General features: G+C 69.3%; 12 protein-coding genes. 10 read left to right on the top strand and 2 right to left on the bottom strand.

Features of this window, described 5'->3' with window-relative positions; all coding sequences use genetic code 11:
• The first annotated feature begins 79 nt into the window (after window positions 1–79).
• The gene (locus ACNI65_RS25390; protein ID WP_416760307.1) at window positions 80–2,791 is read left to right on the top strand and encodes a DNA topoisomerase III; all 2,712 of its coding nucleotides are present in this window, start codon (window positions 80–82) and stop codon (window positions 2,789–2,791) included.
• Between the two features lie 69 nt (window positions 2,792–2,860).
• On the opposite strand, the gene ACNI65_RS25385 is transcribed toward ACNI65_RS25390, so the two are convergent.
• On the bottom strand, window positions 2,861–3,769 hold the full coding sequence (locus tag ACNI65_RS25385) for a LysR substrate-binding domain-containing protein (protein ID WP_416760306.1): 909 nt from the start codon (window positions 3,767–3,769) through the stop codon (window positions 2,861–2,863).
• 116 nt (window positions 3,770–3,885) lie between these two features.
• Between ACNI65_RS25385 and ACNI65_RS25380 the strand changes: the two genes are divergently transcribed.
• From ACNI65_RS25380 to ACNI65_RS25340, 9 genes are all read left to right on the top strand, one after another.
• Complete coding sequence (locus ACNI65_RS25380; protein WP_416760305.1) at window positions 3,886–4,584, top strand: glutathione S-transferase family protein; 699 nt, start codon at window positions 3,886–3,888, stop codon at window positions 4,582–4,584.
• A gap of 8 nt (window positions 4,585–4,592) precedes the next feature.
• Window positions 4,593–5,558 carry a pyridoxamine 5'-phosphate oxidase family protein gene (locus ACNI65_RS25375; RefSeq protein WP_416760304.1) on the top strand — a complete coding sequence of 322 codons (966 nt, stop codon included), beginning with the start codon at window positions 4,593–4,595 and terminating at the stop codon, window positions 5,556–5,558.
• 60 nt (window positions 5,559–5,618) lie between these two features.
• Window positions 5,619–6,224 carry a hypothetical protein gene (locus ACNI65_RS25370; RefSeq protein ID WP_416760302.1) on the top strand — a complete coding sequence of 202 codons (606 nt, stop codon included), beginning with the start codon at window positions 5,619–5,621 and terminating at the stop codon, window positions 6,222–6,224.
• 100 nt (window positions 6,225–6,324) lie between these two features.
• Window positions 6,325–8,154 (top strand): ATP-binding protein, encoded by a 1,830-nt coding sequence (locus ACNI65_RS25365; RefSeq protein WP_416760301.1) that lies wholly within the window; start codon window positions 6,325–6,327, stop codon window positions 8,152–8,154.
• Between the two features lie 170 nt (window positions 8,155–8,324).
• Window positions 8,325–9,305, top strand: coding sequence for an AEC family transporter (locus tag ACNI65_RS25360; protein ID WP_416760299.1), 981 nt, complete (start codon window positions 8,325–8,327; stop codon window positions 9,303–9,305).
• A 63-nt stretch (window positions 9,306–9,368) separates the two neighbouring features.
• A complete protein-coding gene (locus tag ACNI65_RS25355; RefSeq protein ID WP_416760298.1) occupies window positions 9,369–10,265 on the top strand; it encodes a GNAT family N-acetyltransferase in 897 nt (298 codons plus the stop codon).
• Between the two features lie 137 nt (window positions 10,266–10,402).
• Complete coding sequence (locus ACNI65_RS25350; RefSeq protein WP_416760297.1) at window positions 10,403–13,291, top strand: M16 family metallopeptidase; 2,889 nt, start codon at window positions 10,403–10,405, stop codon at window positions 13,289–13,291.
• A 526-nt stretch (window positions 13,292–13,817) separates the two neighbouring features.
• On the top strand, window positions 13,818–13,958 hold the full coding sequence (locus ACNI65_RS25345) for a hypothetical protein (protein WP_416760296.1): 141 nt from the start codon (window positions 13,818–13,820) through the stop codon (window positions 13,956–13,958).
• Complete coding sequence (locus ACNI65_RS25340) at window positions 13,955–14,368, top strand: hypothetical protein (protein ID WP_416760295.1); 414 nt, start codon at window positions 13,955–13,957, stop codon at window positions 14,366–14,368. Before ACNI65_RS25345 ends, ACNI65_RS25340 begins: the two co-directional genes overlap by 4 nt.
• 19 nt (window positions 14,369–14,387) lie before the next feature.
• On the opposite strand, the gene ACNI65_RS25335 is transcribed toward ACNI65_RS25340, so the two are convergent.
• Entirely contained in the window at window positions 14,388–15,002 is a 615-nt protein-coding gene (locus tag ACNI65_RS25335; RefSeq protein ID WP_416760294.1) for a LysE family translocator, read from the bottom strand.
• Between the last annotated feature and the right edge of the window lie 10 nt (window positions 15,003–15,012).

The following is a 15,012-nucleotide window of genomic DNA, read 5'->3' as shown; positions in this document are numbered from 1 at the left end:
GGCCGGATTGTAGGCAGGCGTTCACGAGGAATCGGCGCGCCTGGACGAAGACGACGAAGAGACGAAAGAAACAAGCGCAATGAGCAAGGCATTGGTGATCGCGGAGAAGCCGTCGGTGGCGCAGGACATCGTCAAGGCGTTGACCCCGCTGTCGGGCAAGTTCGAGAAGCACGACGAGTATTTCGAGAACGACGATTACGTCGTGAGTTCCGCCGTGGGCCACCTGGTGGAGATCAAGGCGCCGGAGGAATTCGACGTCAAGCGCGGCAAGTGGAGCTTCGCCCACCTGCCGGTGATCCCGCCGCACTTCGATCTGAATCCGATCGACAAGAGCAAGGGCCGGCTCAACGCGCTGGTCAAGCTGATCAAGCGCAAGGACGTGACCTCGCTGATCAACGCGTGTGACGCGGGCCGCGAAGGGGAGCTGATCTTCCGCCTGATCGTGCAGTACGCCGGCACGTCCAAGGCGCAGGTGACCAAGCCGGTGAGCCGGCTGTGGCTGCAGTCGATGACGCCGCAGGCGATCCGCGACGGCTTCGAGGGCCTGCGCACCGACGCGCAGATGCTGCCGCTGGCCGACGCCGCGCGTTGCCGCTCCGAGGCCGACTGGCTGGTGGGCATCAACGGCACGCGCGCGATGACCGCGTTCAACTCGCGCGATGGCGGCTTCTTCCTGACCACCGTCGGCCGCGTGCAGACGCCCACGCTGTCCATCGTCGTGGAGCGCGAGGAGAAGATCCGCAAGCACGTCTACCGCGATTACTGGGAGATCCGCGGCGCCTTCGACGCCGAGGCCGGCCAGTACGAGGGCAAGTGGTTCGACACGGCGTTCAAGAAGAACCCCGAGGATCCCGAACAGCGCGCCGACCGCGTCTGGACGCAGGCCGAGGCCGATGCGATCGCCGCCGCCGCGCTGGGCCAGCCCGCCACGGTGACCGAGGAATCCAAGCCCAGCACGACCGCGAGCCCCGGCCTGTACGACCTGACCACGCTGCAGCGCGAGGCCAACTCGCGCTTCGGCTTCTCGGCCAAGACGACGCTGGGCCTGGCGCAGGCGCTGTATGAGAAGCACAAGGTGCTGACCTACCCGCGGACGGACTCGCGCTACCTGCCCGAGGACTACCTGATCGTCGCGCAGGACACGGCCCGCATGATCGCCAACGCGGACCTGCCCGGCCCACTGCGCGCGCTGGCGCCGCACGCGCGCATGGCGCTGGACAAGGGCTACATCAAGCCGACCAAGAAGGTGTTCGACAACACCAAGGTGTCGGATCACTTCGCCATCATCCCGACGCTGCAGGCGCCCGGCAGCCTGACCGATGCCGAAGCCAAGCTCTACGACATGGTCGTCAAGCGCTTCCTGGCGGTGTTCTTCCCGCCGGCCGAGTTCCAGGTCACGACGCGCATCTCGACGGTGAAGACCGCGGAGAAGTCGTATGCCTTCCAGACCAACGGCAAGGTGCTGGTGAAGCCGGGCTGGCAGGCCGTCTACGGCAAGGAAGCCACCGACGAGAACGCCGAGCCGGGCACCAGCGGCGCGATGCTCGTGCCGGTGAAGGCCGGTGAGGTCGTGCGCACCGAGGGCACCGACGTGAAGGCGCTGCAGACCAAGCCGCCGGCGCGCTACACCGAAGCGACGCTGCTGTCGGCGATGGAAGGCGCGGGCAAGCTGGTCGACGACGACGAGCTGCGCGAGGCCATGGCCGAGAAGGGCCTGGGCACGCCGGCCACGCGCGCGGCCATCATCGAAGGCCTGCTGGCCGAGAAGTACATGCTGCGCGAAGGCCGGGAGATGATCCCCACCGCCAAGGCCTTCCAGCTGATGACGCTGCTGCGCGGCCTGGGCGTCGACGAGTTGTCCAAGCCCGAACTGACCGGCAACTGGGAGTTCCAGCTGTCCGAGATGGAGAAGGGTCGCCTCAAGCGCGAGGACTTCATGGCCGAGATCGCCGCGATGACCGAGAAGGTCGTGCGCAAGGCCAAGGAATACGACCGCGACACCATCCCCGGCGATTACGCGACGCTCAAGACGCCGTGCCCGAAGTGCGGCGGCGTGGTCAAGGAGAACTATCGTCGTTTCACCTGCACCGGCAAGGTCGGCAACGGCGACGAGTGCGGCTTCTCGATCCCCAAGATCCCGGGCGGCCGCAGCTTCGAGCTGCACGAGGTCGAGGCCTTCCTGCGCGACAAGAAGGTCGGGCCGCTGGAGGGCTTCCGCTCCAAGGCCGGCTGGCCGTTCACGGCCGAGCTGGCGCTGGTCTTCGACGCGGAGATCGACAACTGGAAGCTGGAGTTCGACTTCGGCGAGGACGCCAAGAAGGCCGAGGAGAACGGCGAGCCGGTGGACTTCAGCGGCCAGACCTCGCTGGGCCATTGCCCCAAGTGCAACGGACGCGTGTTCGACTTCGGCAGCAACTACGTGTGCGAGCACGCCGTGGGCGACAAGATCACCTGCGACTTCAAGAGCGGCAAGATCATCCTGCAGCAGCCCATCGAGCCCGAGCAGATGGGCAAGCTGCTGGCGACCGGCAAGACGGACCTGCTGGAGAACTTCGTCTCCAACAAGACGCGCCGCAAGTTCAAGGCCTTCCTGACCTACGACAAGAAGGAAGGCAAGGTGATCTTCGAGTTCGAGCCGCGCGCCGCGAAGCCCGGCGCGAAGCCTGCCGCCAAGGCAGCTTCGAAGACCGCTGCTGCGAAGGCCGCCGACGACAAGCCCGCCACCAAGGCGCCGGCCAAGAAGGCCGCGGCGAAGAAAGTCGCGGTGAAGAAGGCCGTCGCCAAGGAGTGATCGCCAGCCGGTGACACCACGATGAGGGGCCCTGCGGGGCCCCTTCTCATTGGCGCGGAACGCGTGGTCTCAGCGCAGGAAGGCCTCGCCGGCGAGCACCGGCTGCGCGCGCAGGCGCTCGGCCATGTGGTCGATCAGCAGGCGCAGCGTGGCCGGCACGCGCCGTCCTGCCGCGTGCACCAGATGCACCGGCGCGGCGGGGATTTCCTGATCGGCCAGCACGATGCGCAGCCGGCCCGCCTGCACGGCCTCGGCGGCCTGGTAGACCTGGCAGCGCACCAGCCCGACGCCCGCCTCGACCGCGGCGATCGCCGCCGCGCTGTCGTTGACCATCAGCGTCGGCGTCAGCGCCTGCATCCCGTCGCGGAACCGCCAGGGCGTCATCCCCTGGCCGTCGAAGTAACCCGCGACGATGCGGTGCCCGACCAGGTCGCGCGGTGCCTCGGGCTCGCCGGCTCGCGCGAGGTAGTCCGGCGACGCCACGATCACGCGCCGCATCGCCCCCACCGGCACCGCCGTCAGCCCGGAGTCGGGCAGATGGGCGATGCGCACGGCCAGGTCCTGCGCCTCCTCCAGCAAGGACACGACGCGGTCCACCAGCAGCAGCTTCATGCGCATGCGGGGATGGCGCTGCAGAAACTCCGCCGCGAGCGGCGCCACATGCATGCGCCCGAACATCGACGGGGCCGTCATCGCCAGCACGCCGGCCGGCTCCGCCTGCGCGCCGGCCGCCGCGGCCTCGGACTCGTCGAGGTCGCCCAGGATGCGGCGGCAGTCCAGCACGAAACGCTCGCCCGCCTCGGTCATGCGCACCGAGCGCGTGCTGCGCTGGAACAGCAGCACGCCCAGGCGCTGCTCCAGCGCGGCGATCGCCCGCGTGGCGGCCGGCGCGGAGAGGCCCAGCCGGCGCGCCGCGGCGGCGAAGCTCTGCGTGTCAGCCACGGCGACGAAACAACGCAAGCGGTCGAGGTGATCCATGAGGGGCGCTCATCATTTCAATGGCTGCAATTCTGAATGATCGTCTTCGGTGATTCCAGTCGCGCGCTGCAATGGCTACGGTAGAGGCCTTGTTGACGCCCCCTGATGGAGCCCCGATGAACGCCCCCGCCGCCACCTCGATCCCCACCGCCAACTCGACCGCCGACTCGACCGCGACGTCGACCCCAACGTCGACCGCCAGCCGCGCCGCCGGGCCGATCCGCCTGCACCGGCTGGCCGCGTCCGGCCATTGCCACCGTGTCGAGCTGCTGTTGTCGATGCTGGGCCTGCCGTACGAGGTGATCGACCTCGACCTGCGCCGCGGCGACCAGCACCTGCCGGACTTCCTGACGCTCAATCCGCTGGCGCAGGTCCCAGTGCTGGAGGACGGTGACGAGGCCCTGCCCGAGAGCAACGCCATCCTGGTCTACCTGGCCACGCGGTACGCCCCCGAGTCCGGCTGGCTGCCGCGCGACGCGAGCGAGGCGGCCTGGCAGGAGCGCTGGTTCAGCTTGTCGGTGAGCCTGCTCGGCCCGGGCGCGGCCTCGCCGCGCTACCGCGCGCTGACCGGCCAGCCGGTGGACGCGGCGTCTCAGGCGATCGGCCATCGGCTGTTCGCGCTGATGGAGGCCCAGTTCGCGCGCAGCGCCTTCCTGATCGCCGACCGGCCGACGCTGGCCGACCTCGCGTTCTACGGCTACACCTCGCAGGCGCCGATCGGCGGGGTGTCGCTGGAGACCTATCCGCAGCTGCGGAGCTGGCTCGCGCGCATCGAGGCGCTGCCCGGCTTCGTGCCGCTGACCGATCAACTCTGAGGACCGTCATGGACACGACCCCGACCCACGCCGGAGCCCGCGCCGGTGACACGACCTGGCACCCCGGCGAGCAGGCGCTGCAGGCACGCCTCGGCATGCGCGAGCGCATGGCCGAGATCGGCCCGCAGGTGATCCGCGACCACATGCCCGATCAGCATCGCGAGCTCTTCGAGAAGCTGCCCACGATGCTGCTGGGCGCGCTGGACGCGAGCGGCCAGCCCTGGGCCACGATGCTGGCGGGCCGGCCGGGTTTCGTCGCGACGCCCGATGCCCGCACGATGGCGATCACGTCGACGCTGGACGCGCAGGACCCCGCGCTCGCCGCGCTGCGCGCGTCCGGCCCGGGCGCACAGGTCGGCCTGCTCGGGCTGGAGCCGCACACGCGCCGTCGCAACCGCATGAACGGGCGGCTGGAGGCGATGTCGGACGGCGCGCTGCGGGTCGGTGTCGTGCAGAGCTTCGGCAACTGCCCGAAGTACATCCAGGCGCGCGATCCGCTGCGCTGGGACGACGCCCCGCCCGCGCTGGCGCAGCCGCTGGACGCGGCGCTCGACGAAGCCGCGCTGGCGCGCATCGCCGCGGCGGACACCGTCTTCATCGCGAGCGCCTCCGCGCCGGTGCCCGGCGACGGGCGCGCCGAGGGAGTGGACGTCTCGCACCGCGGCGGCCCGCCGGGGTTCGTGGCGGCGCATCGCCGGCTGGACGGCGGCATCGAATTGCTGATCCCCGACTTCCCCGGCAACCGCTTCTTCATGACGCTGGGCAACCTGCTGCGGCATCCGCGCGCCGGGCTGCTGGTCCCGGATTACGACACCGGCGAGCTGCTGCACCTGACCGCCGAGGCCTCGGTGCTGTGGAGCGACGAGGCGCGCGGTCTGCGGCTGCGCGTGACGGCGGGACTGCGCCGTCCAGGTGCGCTCGCGTGGCGGTGGAGCCCGGCGCTGCTCGCGCCACAGTTCGATCCCTTCGCCTGACGAGCCCTCCCGCGGGGCGCTGCCGGGCACTACGGCCGCTCTCACTTCTGGAGCACCGCCATGTTCGGCATGCCACCCACACGTCCCGCCGCCAACGCCGCGGAGGCCGCTCGCGCCGAAACGCCGTCGATCGCCGATCAACGCCGGGATCGCGTCGAGCGGCAACTGGCCGCCGCCCGTGTCAACCTCGTCGCCCTGGATCGATTCGCGAATCGGGCGCCCCTGTCGCTCAGGCACGAACTGACCCCGCGCCTGACCCGTCTCCGGGCCATGGAGAAGGATGCGGCCGAGCAGCTCAGGCAGCTTCGGGCGGTCGACTCCCCGACGCTGCCCATCCTCGGCGCGCTGCTGCAGGACGAATCGGACGCCTTGCTGGCCCTCGGCGAGAGCCTCACGCCTCAAGCCTTCACCCACCATCTTCAACAGCGCGAGGCCCTGGACGACCGTTGCCGCGAAACGCTGCGCCGGCTGCCACGCCACGAGTGGCCCCGGGAAGCCCTCAGCGCCTACTCCGAGGCCTTGAGGCAGCTCGACACGACGGATGACGCCTGGCAATTGCCGGACGCACTCGCCGATGTGCAATCCGCCCTCGACCAGGTGTGCGCCCTGGTCGCTGCCCGGCAGGGCGCGCCTCGGGGATCCGATCCCAGGCTCCGCAACCCGTGAAATCCTGAGGCCCCTCCCCAATCGGAACGACAAGGGCCGGCGCGCATTTGCGCGACACTCGACCGCAAACAACGTCCGAGTCAGGAGAGGGCATGCGGTCATGGGCCGATCGACGCTGAGCATCCAGACGCGGCTGGTCGCCGCGCTGAGCCTCAGCGCCACGGTGCTGGTGGGCTTGATCGGCCTGTACTGGGTCGACCGCCACGAGCACGAGCTCAACGAGGCGCTGGTCGAGCGCCAGCAGCGCATGTCGCAGCTGGTGGCGCGCGGCTTCGCCGAGCCGGTGTGGAACCTGGACAGCGCCGCCTTGTCGGAGCTGCTGGACGCCGTCATGGCCGACCCCGAGGTCTACGCGATCACGCTGACGGCGCCGGGCCTCGAGACACTGCAGCGCTCGCGCTCCGAGCCCGCGGTGCGGCCGCTGACGCTGGAGTTCGAGCTCAGCCATCGCTCCGGCGCGCAGGGGCCGGCCGGCGCGCTGGGCCGCGCCACGCTGGTGTACACCCGAAGCTACATCGACCAGACGCTGGGCGAGACCCGGCGCCTGGTGGCCAGCCTGCTGGCCACGGTGCTCGTGGCGATCGCGCTGACGAGCTACTTCCTGGTGCGGCGGCTGGTGGAGCGCCCGGTGTCGCGGCTGCGCGGTCTGGCGCAGCGCGTGGCCAGCGGCGAGCTGGGCGCGCACATCGAGCCCGAGCACGCCGACGAGATCGGCGACCTGACCGAGCAGCTCAACGCGATGAGCACCAAGCTGCGCGTCTTCGCCGAGGGACTGCGCAGCAGCGAGCAGCGTTACCGCAGCCTGTTCGAGAACGCCGCCGAGGGCATCTTCCAGGCCGACGGTCATGGGCGGCTGCTCGGCGTGAACAAGGCGCTGGCGCAGATGCTGGGCCTGGGCCGTCCCGAGGACGCGCAGGGCGCGACGCTGCAGCGCATGGTGCGCATCGAGCGCGACGAGTACCGGCGGCTCGCGCGCGCGCTGGAGCGTCACCGGCTGCTGCAGCAGGTGCCGCTGCTGGTGACCACGCGCGACGGGCGCGACCTGTGGGTCGAGCTCAGCCTGCATCTGGTGCTCGACGGCGCGCCGCGTATCGAGGGCCTGGTCAGCGACATCACGCTGCGCCGCCTGGCCGAGCAGGAACTGACGCAGCACCGGGACCATCTCGAGGAGCTGGTCACCGAGCGGACCGTGGAGCTGTCGCAGGCCAAGCAGCGCGCGGAGGCCGCCAACCAGGCCAAGAGCCGCTTCCTGGCGACGATGAGCCACGAGTTCCGCACGCCGCTGAACGCGATCCTCGGTTTCGCGCAGCTGCTGCAGATGGACGCGTCGCTGAACGACGCGCAGAAGCAGCGCATCCGGCTGATGCGCGAATCGGGCGAGCACCTGCTGGTGCTGATCACCGACCTGCTGGACGTGGCGAGCATCGAGGCGGGCAAGCTCACGCTGCAGTTGAATCCGCTGGACCTGCGGGCGCTGCTGGAGATCTGCAGCGAGTCGATGCGACCGCGCGCGGCCGAGAAGGGCCTGGCGTTCGATGTAAAGCTCGATCCGCAGCTGCCCACGCGGGTGCGCGCGGACGGACAGCGGCTGCGGCAGGTCCTGCTGAACCTGCTGTCCAACGCGGTGAAGTTCACCGATCACGGGCGGATCGGTCTCGCGGTGGACGTGGTCGCGCAGGGGCCCAGCAGCCTGATGCTGCGATTCACGGTGTCGGACACCGGCATCGGCATGGCGCCCGAGCAGATGGAGCGGCTGTTCCAGCCTTTCGAGCAGGTGGCGGACCTGTCGCGCCGGGCGGGCGGGACCGGATTGGGACTCGCGATCAGCCAGCAGCTGGTGCGGCTGATGGGCGGTGAGATCTCGGTGCAGACCTCGCCCGACGCGGGCAGCTGCTTCAGCTTCGCGCTCGAGTTGCCACTGGCCTCGTGAACTCCCTCTCCCGCTTGCGGGAGAGGGCCGAGTCACTCGCCTCATGAACTCCCTCTCCCGCTTGCGGGAGAGGGCCGGGGTGAGGGCCAGCGGCGGCGGCAGTAGACCAGTGCCAAACGCAGTGCGGGCCGCGCCCTATCTCGTGATCGGCTTCGGCATACTCCCCGCCCATGACTGCCGTCCTGTTCTACAAGCTGCTGGCGATCTTCATTGCCGCGGGCATGGGCTGGTTCGTCGGCCACATGCGCTGGCTGGGCAAGGCCGGCGGAGAGAACGACCCGGCGCGCATCCTGTCCAACGTCGCGTTCTATCTGTTCGTGCCGGCGCTGATGTTCCGCACGACCGCGCGGGTGGAGTTCTCCGCGCTGCCGTGGCTGACGGTGGCTGCGTTCTTCGCGCCGGTGGTGCTGATGCTGGTGGCGGTCTACCTGTACGAGCGCAAGCGTCATCCCGAGAGTCCCGCGGCACCGGCGGTGCGCAGCATCACGGCGAGTTTCGGCAACACGCTGCAGGTCGGCGTGCCGCTGGTGGCGGGCGTGTTCGGCGAGAGCGGCCTGGCGGTGCACATCACGGTGGTGAGCCTGCATGCGCTGACGTTGCTGACGATCGCGACGGTGCTGGTGGAGATGGATCTCGCTCGGCACACGGCGGGCGGGGCGCACGCGGTGAGCCTGAAGCGCACGATCCTGACGACGCTGCGCAACACGGTGATCCATCCGGTGGTGCTGCCGGTGCTGTGCGGTTTCGCGTGGCACCTGACGGGGATTCCGTTGCCGGCGGTGCTGGACGAGGTGCTGCAGATGCTGGGCAGCGCGGTGGTGCCGTTGTGCCTGGTGCTGATCGGCATGTCGCTGTCGTATTACGGGTTGCCGCGCGGGGCGATGCGCACGCTGCTGGGGCTGGCGGCGCTGAAGCTGCTGGTGCTGCCGGCGCTGGTGCTGGGGATCGCGCACTGGGGCTTCGGGCTGTCGGGCATGCCGCTCGCCGTGATCGTGATGATGGCGGCGCTGCCGCCGGGTTCCAACGCGATGATGTTCGCGCAACGCTACCGGACGCTGGAGGCCGAGGCCTCCGGCGCGATCGTGCTGGGCACGCTGCTGTTCGCCGCCACGGCGCCGATCTGGCTGGCGATTCCGGCGTGGCTGACCTGACCTGACCTGATCTGATTCGCCTCGGCTTCGGATCACCTGGATGACAAGGACGACAAGGACGACATGACGGCACCGACTTCTCCTTCGACCCCGGCCACCTTCGACGCGTTGTCCTTCCTCCGCGCCGACGAACTCGCCCCCGAGCTGCTGCACGCGACCTTCACGCGGGCCTTTGCCGATTACCTCATCGGTCCGTTCCAGATCCCGGTCGCGCAGTGGCCGATGTTCCTCGCGCGCCAGGGCGTGGACCTCGCGCTGTCGCGCGTCGCGATGGACGCCGCCGGCGCGCCGCTCGCGTTCGCCTTCGTCGCTCCGCGCCCCCTGCCCCGCCGCTGGCGGCTCGCCACCATGGGCGCGACTCCGGAGGCGCGCGGCTCCGGCGCGGCGCCCGCCCTGCTCGACGACCTCATCGCCCGCGCCGCCGCGGCCAGCCAGCACGCGGTCGAGCTCGAGGTCTTCGCCCAGAACGAGCGTGCCCGCCGGCTCTACGAGGGACGCGGCTTCCGCAAGATCCACGACCTCCTCGGCTACGTCGCCGACGCCGGCACGATCGCGCCGTCGGTCCCAGGCATTGGCACCGGCAATGGCGAAAGCGCGCCGCGCTCCGTCGACATGCCTCAGTTGCTCAGCTGGCTCGAGGCCGCCGAGCATCGCATCGCCGACCTGCCGCTGCAGGTCACCGCGACCGTGATCCGCCATGGCGTCGATTACCGCGGCTGGCAGACCGCCGACGCGCAGATCGTGTTCAGCCTGCCCGACGAGACCGTCATGATCCACAGCCTGATCGCGCCGCAAGACACCGACGCCCGCGCGCTCATCCGGGCGCTGGTCGCCGTTTATCCTGAGCGCCGCCTGCGCGTGCCGCAGCTGCAACGCGAGGACCTCGGCGGTGCCGCGCTGCGCGCGCTCGGCGCCGTGCCGCAGCCGCTGCACCAGCAACTGATGCTGCGGCCGCTTTGACGCGGCCTTGACGGCCAGCCCGCCCCTTCGCGGGGGCGAGCGAGCGAAACCTTGATCTTCCGGAGTTCCGGCACTTGTGAGGCCCGCCCGCTTTGGATAGCGTGCCCCGCATCAACTTTGAAGGGAAGCATCCCACCATGCGATTCAAGCCCGCGGCAAGCGCCGCCATCACGCTGGCGATCCTGACCGCCCTCGGCGGCTCTGCCCTGTCCACCTCCGCCCTGGCCGCACCGGCCGCCGCCGGCACCAGCGCCATCTCGGCCACCGGCGACGCGCTCAGCGTCAAGCTCGAGAAGGTGAAGCTGCCCAACGGCTTCGAGCTCATCCTGGTCGAGGACCATCGCCTGCCCCTGGTGGCCTTCAACCTGTGGGTGCATGCGGGCCCGCGCAACGAGGCCAAGGGCCAGACCGGCTTCGCCCACCTGTTCGAGCATTTGATGTTCGCCGGCACCCGCCACATCCCGCGCGGTCAGGCCGACAAGATCATCGACGCCGCCGGCGGCACCGACTCCAACGGCTCCACCGACTTCGACCGGACCAACTACTTCTTCACGTTGCCCTCCAACCAGCTCGAGCTGGGCCTGTGGCTGAAGTCGGACATGCTGGGCTACATGATCGACGAGGTCGATTCGGTGTCGCTGGCCAACCAGCAGGACGTGGTGCGCAACGAGCGTCGCCAGTCCGTCGAGAACCGCCCCTACGGCATCGTCGAGGAAGCGCTCTATCAGGCGCTGTTCCCCGAGGGCCATCCGTACCGCGCGACGGTGATCGGCTCGCATGCCGACATCCAGTCGATCAAGCTCGACGACGTGAAGGCCTTCGCGCGCAGCTACTACCGGCCCAACAACGCGACGCTGGTGCTGGCCGGCGACTTCGATCCGGCGCAGGCCAAGAAGCTGGTCGAGAAGTACTTCGGCCCGCTCAAGGCCGGCGATCCGGTGCCGCCGGTCAACGTCGCGCAGCCCAAGCTGACGTCGGAGAAGCGCGTCGAGGTCACCGACCGCATCGAGCTGCCGCGCCTGGACATCGCGTGGCACACGCCCGCGGTGTTCCAGCCGGGTGACGCCGAGCTCGACATCGCCTCGCACGTGCTGGGCGGCGGCAAGTCCAGCCGCCTGTACAAGACGCTGGTCTACGACAAGCAGCTCGCGCAATCGGTGCAGGTGCAGCAGTACTCGCTGTCGCTGGGCTCGGTGTTCTCGGTGGAGGTGATCGCGCGTCCGGGCAAGTCGCTCGACGAGATCCAAAAGATCGTCGACGACGCCGTCGCGGAGCTGGCGATCAATCCGCCCACGCCCGAGGAAATGGCCCGCGCCCGCGCCTCGATCGAGACCGGCACGCTGTCGCGGCTGGAGAAGGTCCAGGCGCTGGCCGACCAGATCAACTACTACAACCAGCAGGCGGGCGATCCCAACTTCATCGGCAAGGACCTGGCGCGCTACAGGGCCGTCACGTCGGAGAAGGTGCGTGACGTGGTCGCGCAGCAGCTGAAGAAGGATGCGCGGGTCGTCGTGGTGGCCACACCGGGCGAGCAGAAGCTGGCCGCGGAGATCCCCACGCCGCCGATGCCAGAGAAGGCCGCCAAGGGCGAGCGCGAATCGATGAATCCGGACGTCGCATGGCGCAAGACGCAGCCCAAGGGCGGCAAGGCCAAGGCGCTGTCGCTGCCCGAGGGCCAGCGCCTGACGCTGGCCAATGGCCTGACGCTGATCCATGTGCCCAATCCGGGTCTGCCGCTGGTGAGCGCGACGCTGGTGGTGCGCGCGGGTCAGACGGCGAATCCGTCGACGCAGCCGGGGCTGTCGAGCTTCACGGCGGGCATGCTGCAGCAGGGCACGCAGACGCGCACGGCGCAGCAGATCGCCGACGAGGCGGCGGCGCTGGGCGCGGCGATCAGCGCGGGCGCGGGCCGCGACGAGGCGCGCATCGAGGCGAGCAGCCTGAAGCGCAACTTCGCGCAGACGCTGGCGCTGGTGGCGGACGTGGCGCTGCATCCGGCCTTCGACAACGGCGAGATCGCGCGCATGCAGAACCAGCGCCTGGCGGCGCTGCAGCAGCAGCGCGAGCAGGCGCCGGCGGTCGCCGGCGTGGTCGCGAATCGCGTGATCTACGGCGAGGGCCATCCGCTGGCCAAGGCCGCGATCGGCGACGAGGCCTCGATCAAGGCGACGGACGCGGCGGCGCTGCGTCAGTTCTGGTCGACGCATTACCGGCCGGACCAGGCCGCGCTGGTGGTCGCAGGCGACATCTCCGCGGACGAGCTGAAGGCGCTGGCCGAGCGGCTGTTCGGCGGCTGGGAGCGTCCGAAGACCGCGGCGGCCGCGGTGGACGCGACGCCGCCCAAGCCGGTGGCCGCGCGCGTGGTGCTGGTGGACAAGCCGGGCGCGCCGCAGACGGCGCTGAGCGTGGTGGCGCCGGGACCGAAGGCGGGCACGCGCGACGCGGAGGACATCAAGGTGATGAACGCCGCGATGGGTGGGCTCTTCACGTCGCGGATCAACACGCAGCTGCGTGAGGTCAAGGGCTACACGTACGGGATCTACTCGGCGTACACGATGAACCGGGACAGCGGTCTGTTCGGCATTCGCGGCAGCGTGCGCACGGACGTGACGGGCCCGGCGCTGACCGACATGTTCAAGGAGATCGACGGCATGCGCGCCAAGCCGATGGGCGCGGACGAGCTGAACCGGGTTCGCAACGCGCAGCTGCTGGCGCTGCCGGGGCTGTTCGACACGAACCGGGTGGTGGCGTCCAGTTATGCGAGCGAGTGGGCAGTGGGTGCGCCGGCGGACAGCATCACGTCGCTGCCGCGCAAGTACGCGGCGGTGAACGCGGGCAGCGCGTACAAGGCGACGAAGACCTACGTGGAGCCGGCGTCGCTGATCGTGGTGGCGGTGGGCGACAAGGCCAAGGTGCTGCCGCAACTGGAGGCCCTGGGCCGCAAGCCGCTGGAGATCCGCGACCCGCAAGGCGCGCCGGTGGACGTGACGGCCCCGTCGATGCCGGCATCGGCGGCCAAGCCGTGATGACGCGCTGAGATCAGCCGATCAGACGGGCGCTTCGGCGCCCGTTCTTCATGCCGCCGAGCTCAGAAGCCGGGCGTGCAAATCAACAAGCCAGCCTTGCAAGGAACAGCAGCGTGCCGCAAGACCATCGTCGCATCGCCGAACCCATGTCCGTCAGTCAAGCTCGAGCGCTGGTGGACGACCTGGTTGCCGAAGGTGTGTTGCTCGTCGTACCCGCCGTGTCGTTTGAGACATCAAACAGACGACTGGGCTCGGTCACGCAGGAGTTCTTCTCGCGATACGGCGGGATGAAGACGCGCAACGGCGGGTTCGAGGTCGCGGCAGCAGCCGTCGGGGACTCGGACTACGCGGCCGGCTTCCTCTCGATCACAGCGAAGACTGGGATGTCGTGCAACGTCCTGGTGAGGACGAGGTCTTCGTCATCGAAGGTTCTGAGGTCGACGAGGCAGACATGGATACGCGCTTCCCGAGCATCTATCACTTGTTGGTGGATGAAGCCGAGGCAGGTTCGGCAGGTATTCGTTGAATGCAGCGATGCGACTCGATCGGCGCATTCACCCTGCTGCTCGGCTATGGTTACGTGCTGTTCGTGCAGATCATCCTGACGGCCTTGCAGCTTTTGGGGCTGGTCAGCGTCAATACAGAAACCTGGGGAGGTTCTCGATGAAACACAAACTCGTCGGCGCGATCACGCGCCTCGGCGCAGCAGCACTGCTGAGCGCCACTGGCATCACGCTGAGCCTCGCGGCCGAGCCACCGAAGGACTTCTCCCAAGCCAGGGCGAATTGGGAAGCCCACAAGGATTCGGCCGAGTATCAAAAATACGCCGATGAATTTGTCCAGTTCAACAACCACTTCCACCTGGACGAAAAGGGCGGCTGCTATCAGCTGTCGCCAGGCCCGGTGGAGCTGATGCTCGTGATCACGCACACCAAGGGCGATCAATTCGCCACCATCGAGCGCGTGATCTCCGACTCGGACAGCGCGAAAGCCCAATGCTTCAAGCGGACCTATAAGGGCATTGCGACGAAGGTCCCGCCGTACTTGCCGTTCGTCTTCTCAATGCGGATGGGGTGAACGCGCCCTGGCGCGCTCCTCACCTCGTCAAAGGCAACGCCAGCCCCATCGCCGCGAAGAGCGTCCCGCACACGCGGTTGAAGCCCTTGCCGGAGCGCTCGAGCCACGGGCGCACGCGGTGCGCGAGGCTCGCGATCAGGAACTCCACCACCGCCTCGACGATCACGAAGGTCGCCGCCAGCCACGCGAACTGCACCCACAGATCCCGCTGCGGATCAATGAACTGCGGCAGGAACGCGCCGTAGAACAGCAGCACCTTCGGGTTGGACACCGCCGACAGCAGGCCCTGCCGGAACAGCACCCGGCCTCGCCCCTGCGCCGCCGAGCCCGACGCCGCCGTCAGCTGGATCGCCGGCGCGCGCCACAGCTGCACGCCCAGCCAGATCAGGTAGAGGCCGCCCACGACCTTCAGCACCAGCAGCGCGCTCGCCGTCGTCTGCAGCAACGCGCCGATGCCCAGCATCGACAACGCGATCAACGCCGCGAAGCCCGTCGCGCCACCCGCGATGGTCCACAAGGTCTTGCGGCTGCCATGCGCCGCGCCGTGCGCCAGCACGAGCAGGCTGTTCGGACCGGGCGTCAGCGACAGGCCGATCACGGCCAGGAAGTACAGGGTGAAGGTGTGCAGGGCCATGGCGGGCGAT

The sequence above is a fragment of the Roseateles sp. So40a genome (genome assembly GCF_048081605.1).
In the GTDB taxonomy this organism is placed as follows: domain Bacteria; phylum Pseudomonadota; class Gammaproteobacteria; order Burkholderiales; family Burkholderiaceae_C; genus Roseateles.
Note: the sequence above shows the minus strand (reverse complement) of the source record. Positions and strands in the feature narration are given on the sequence as shown.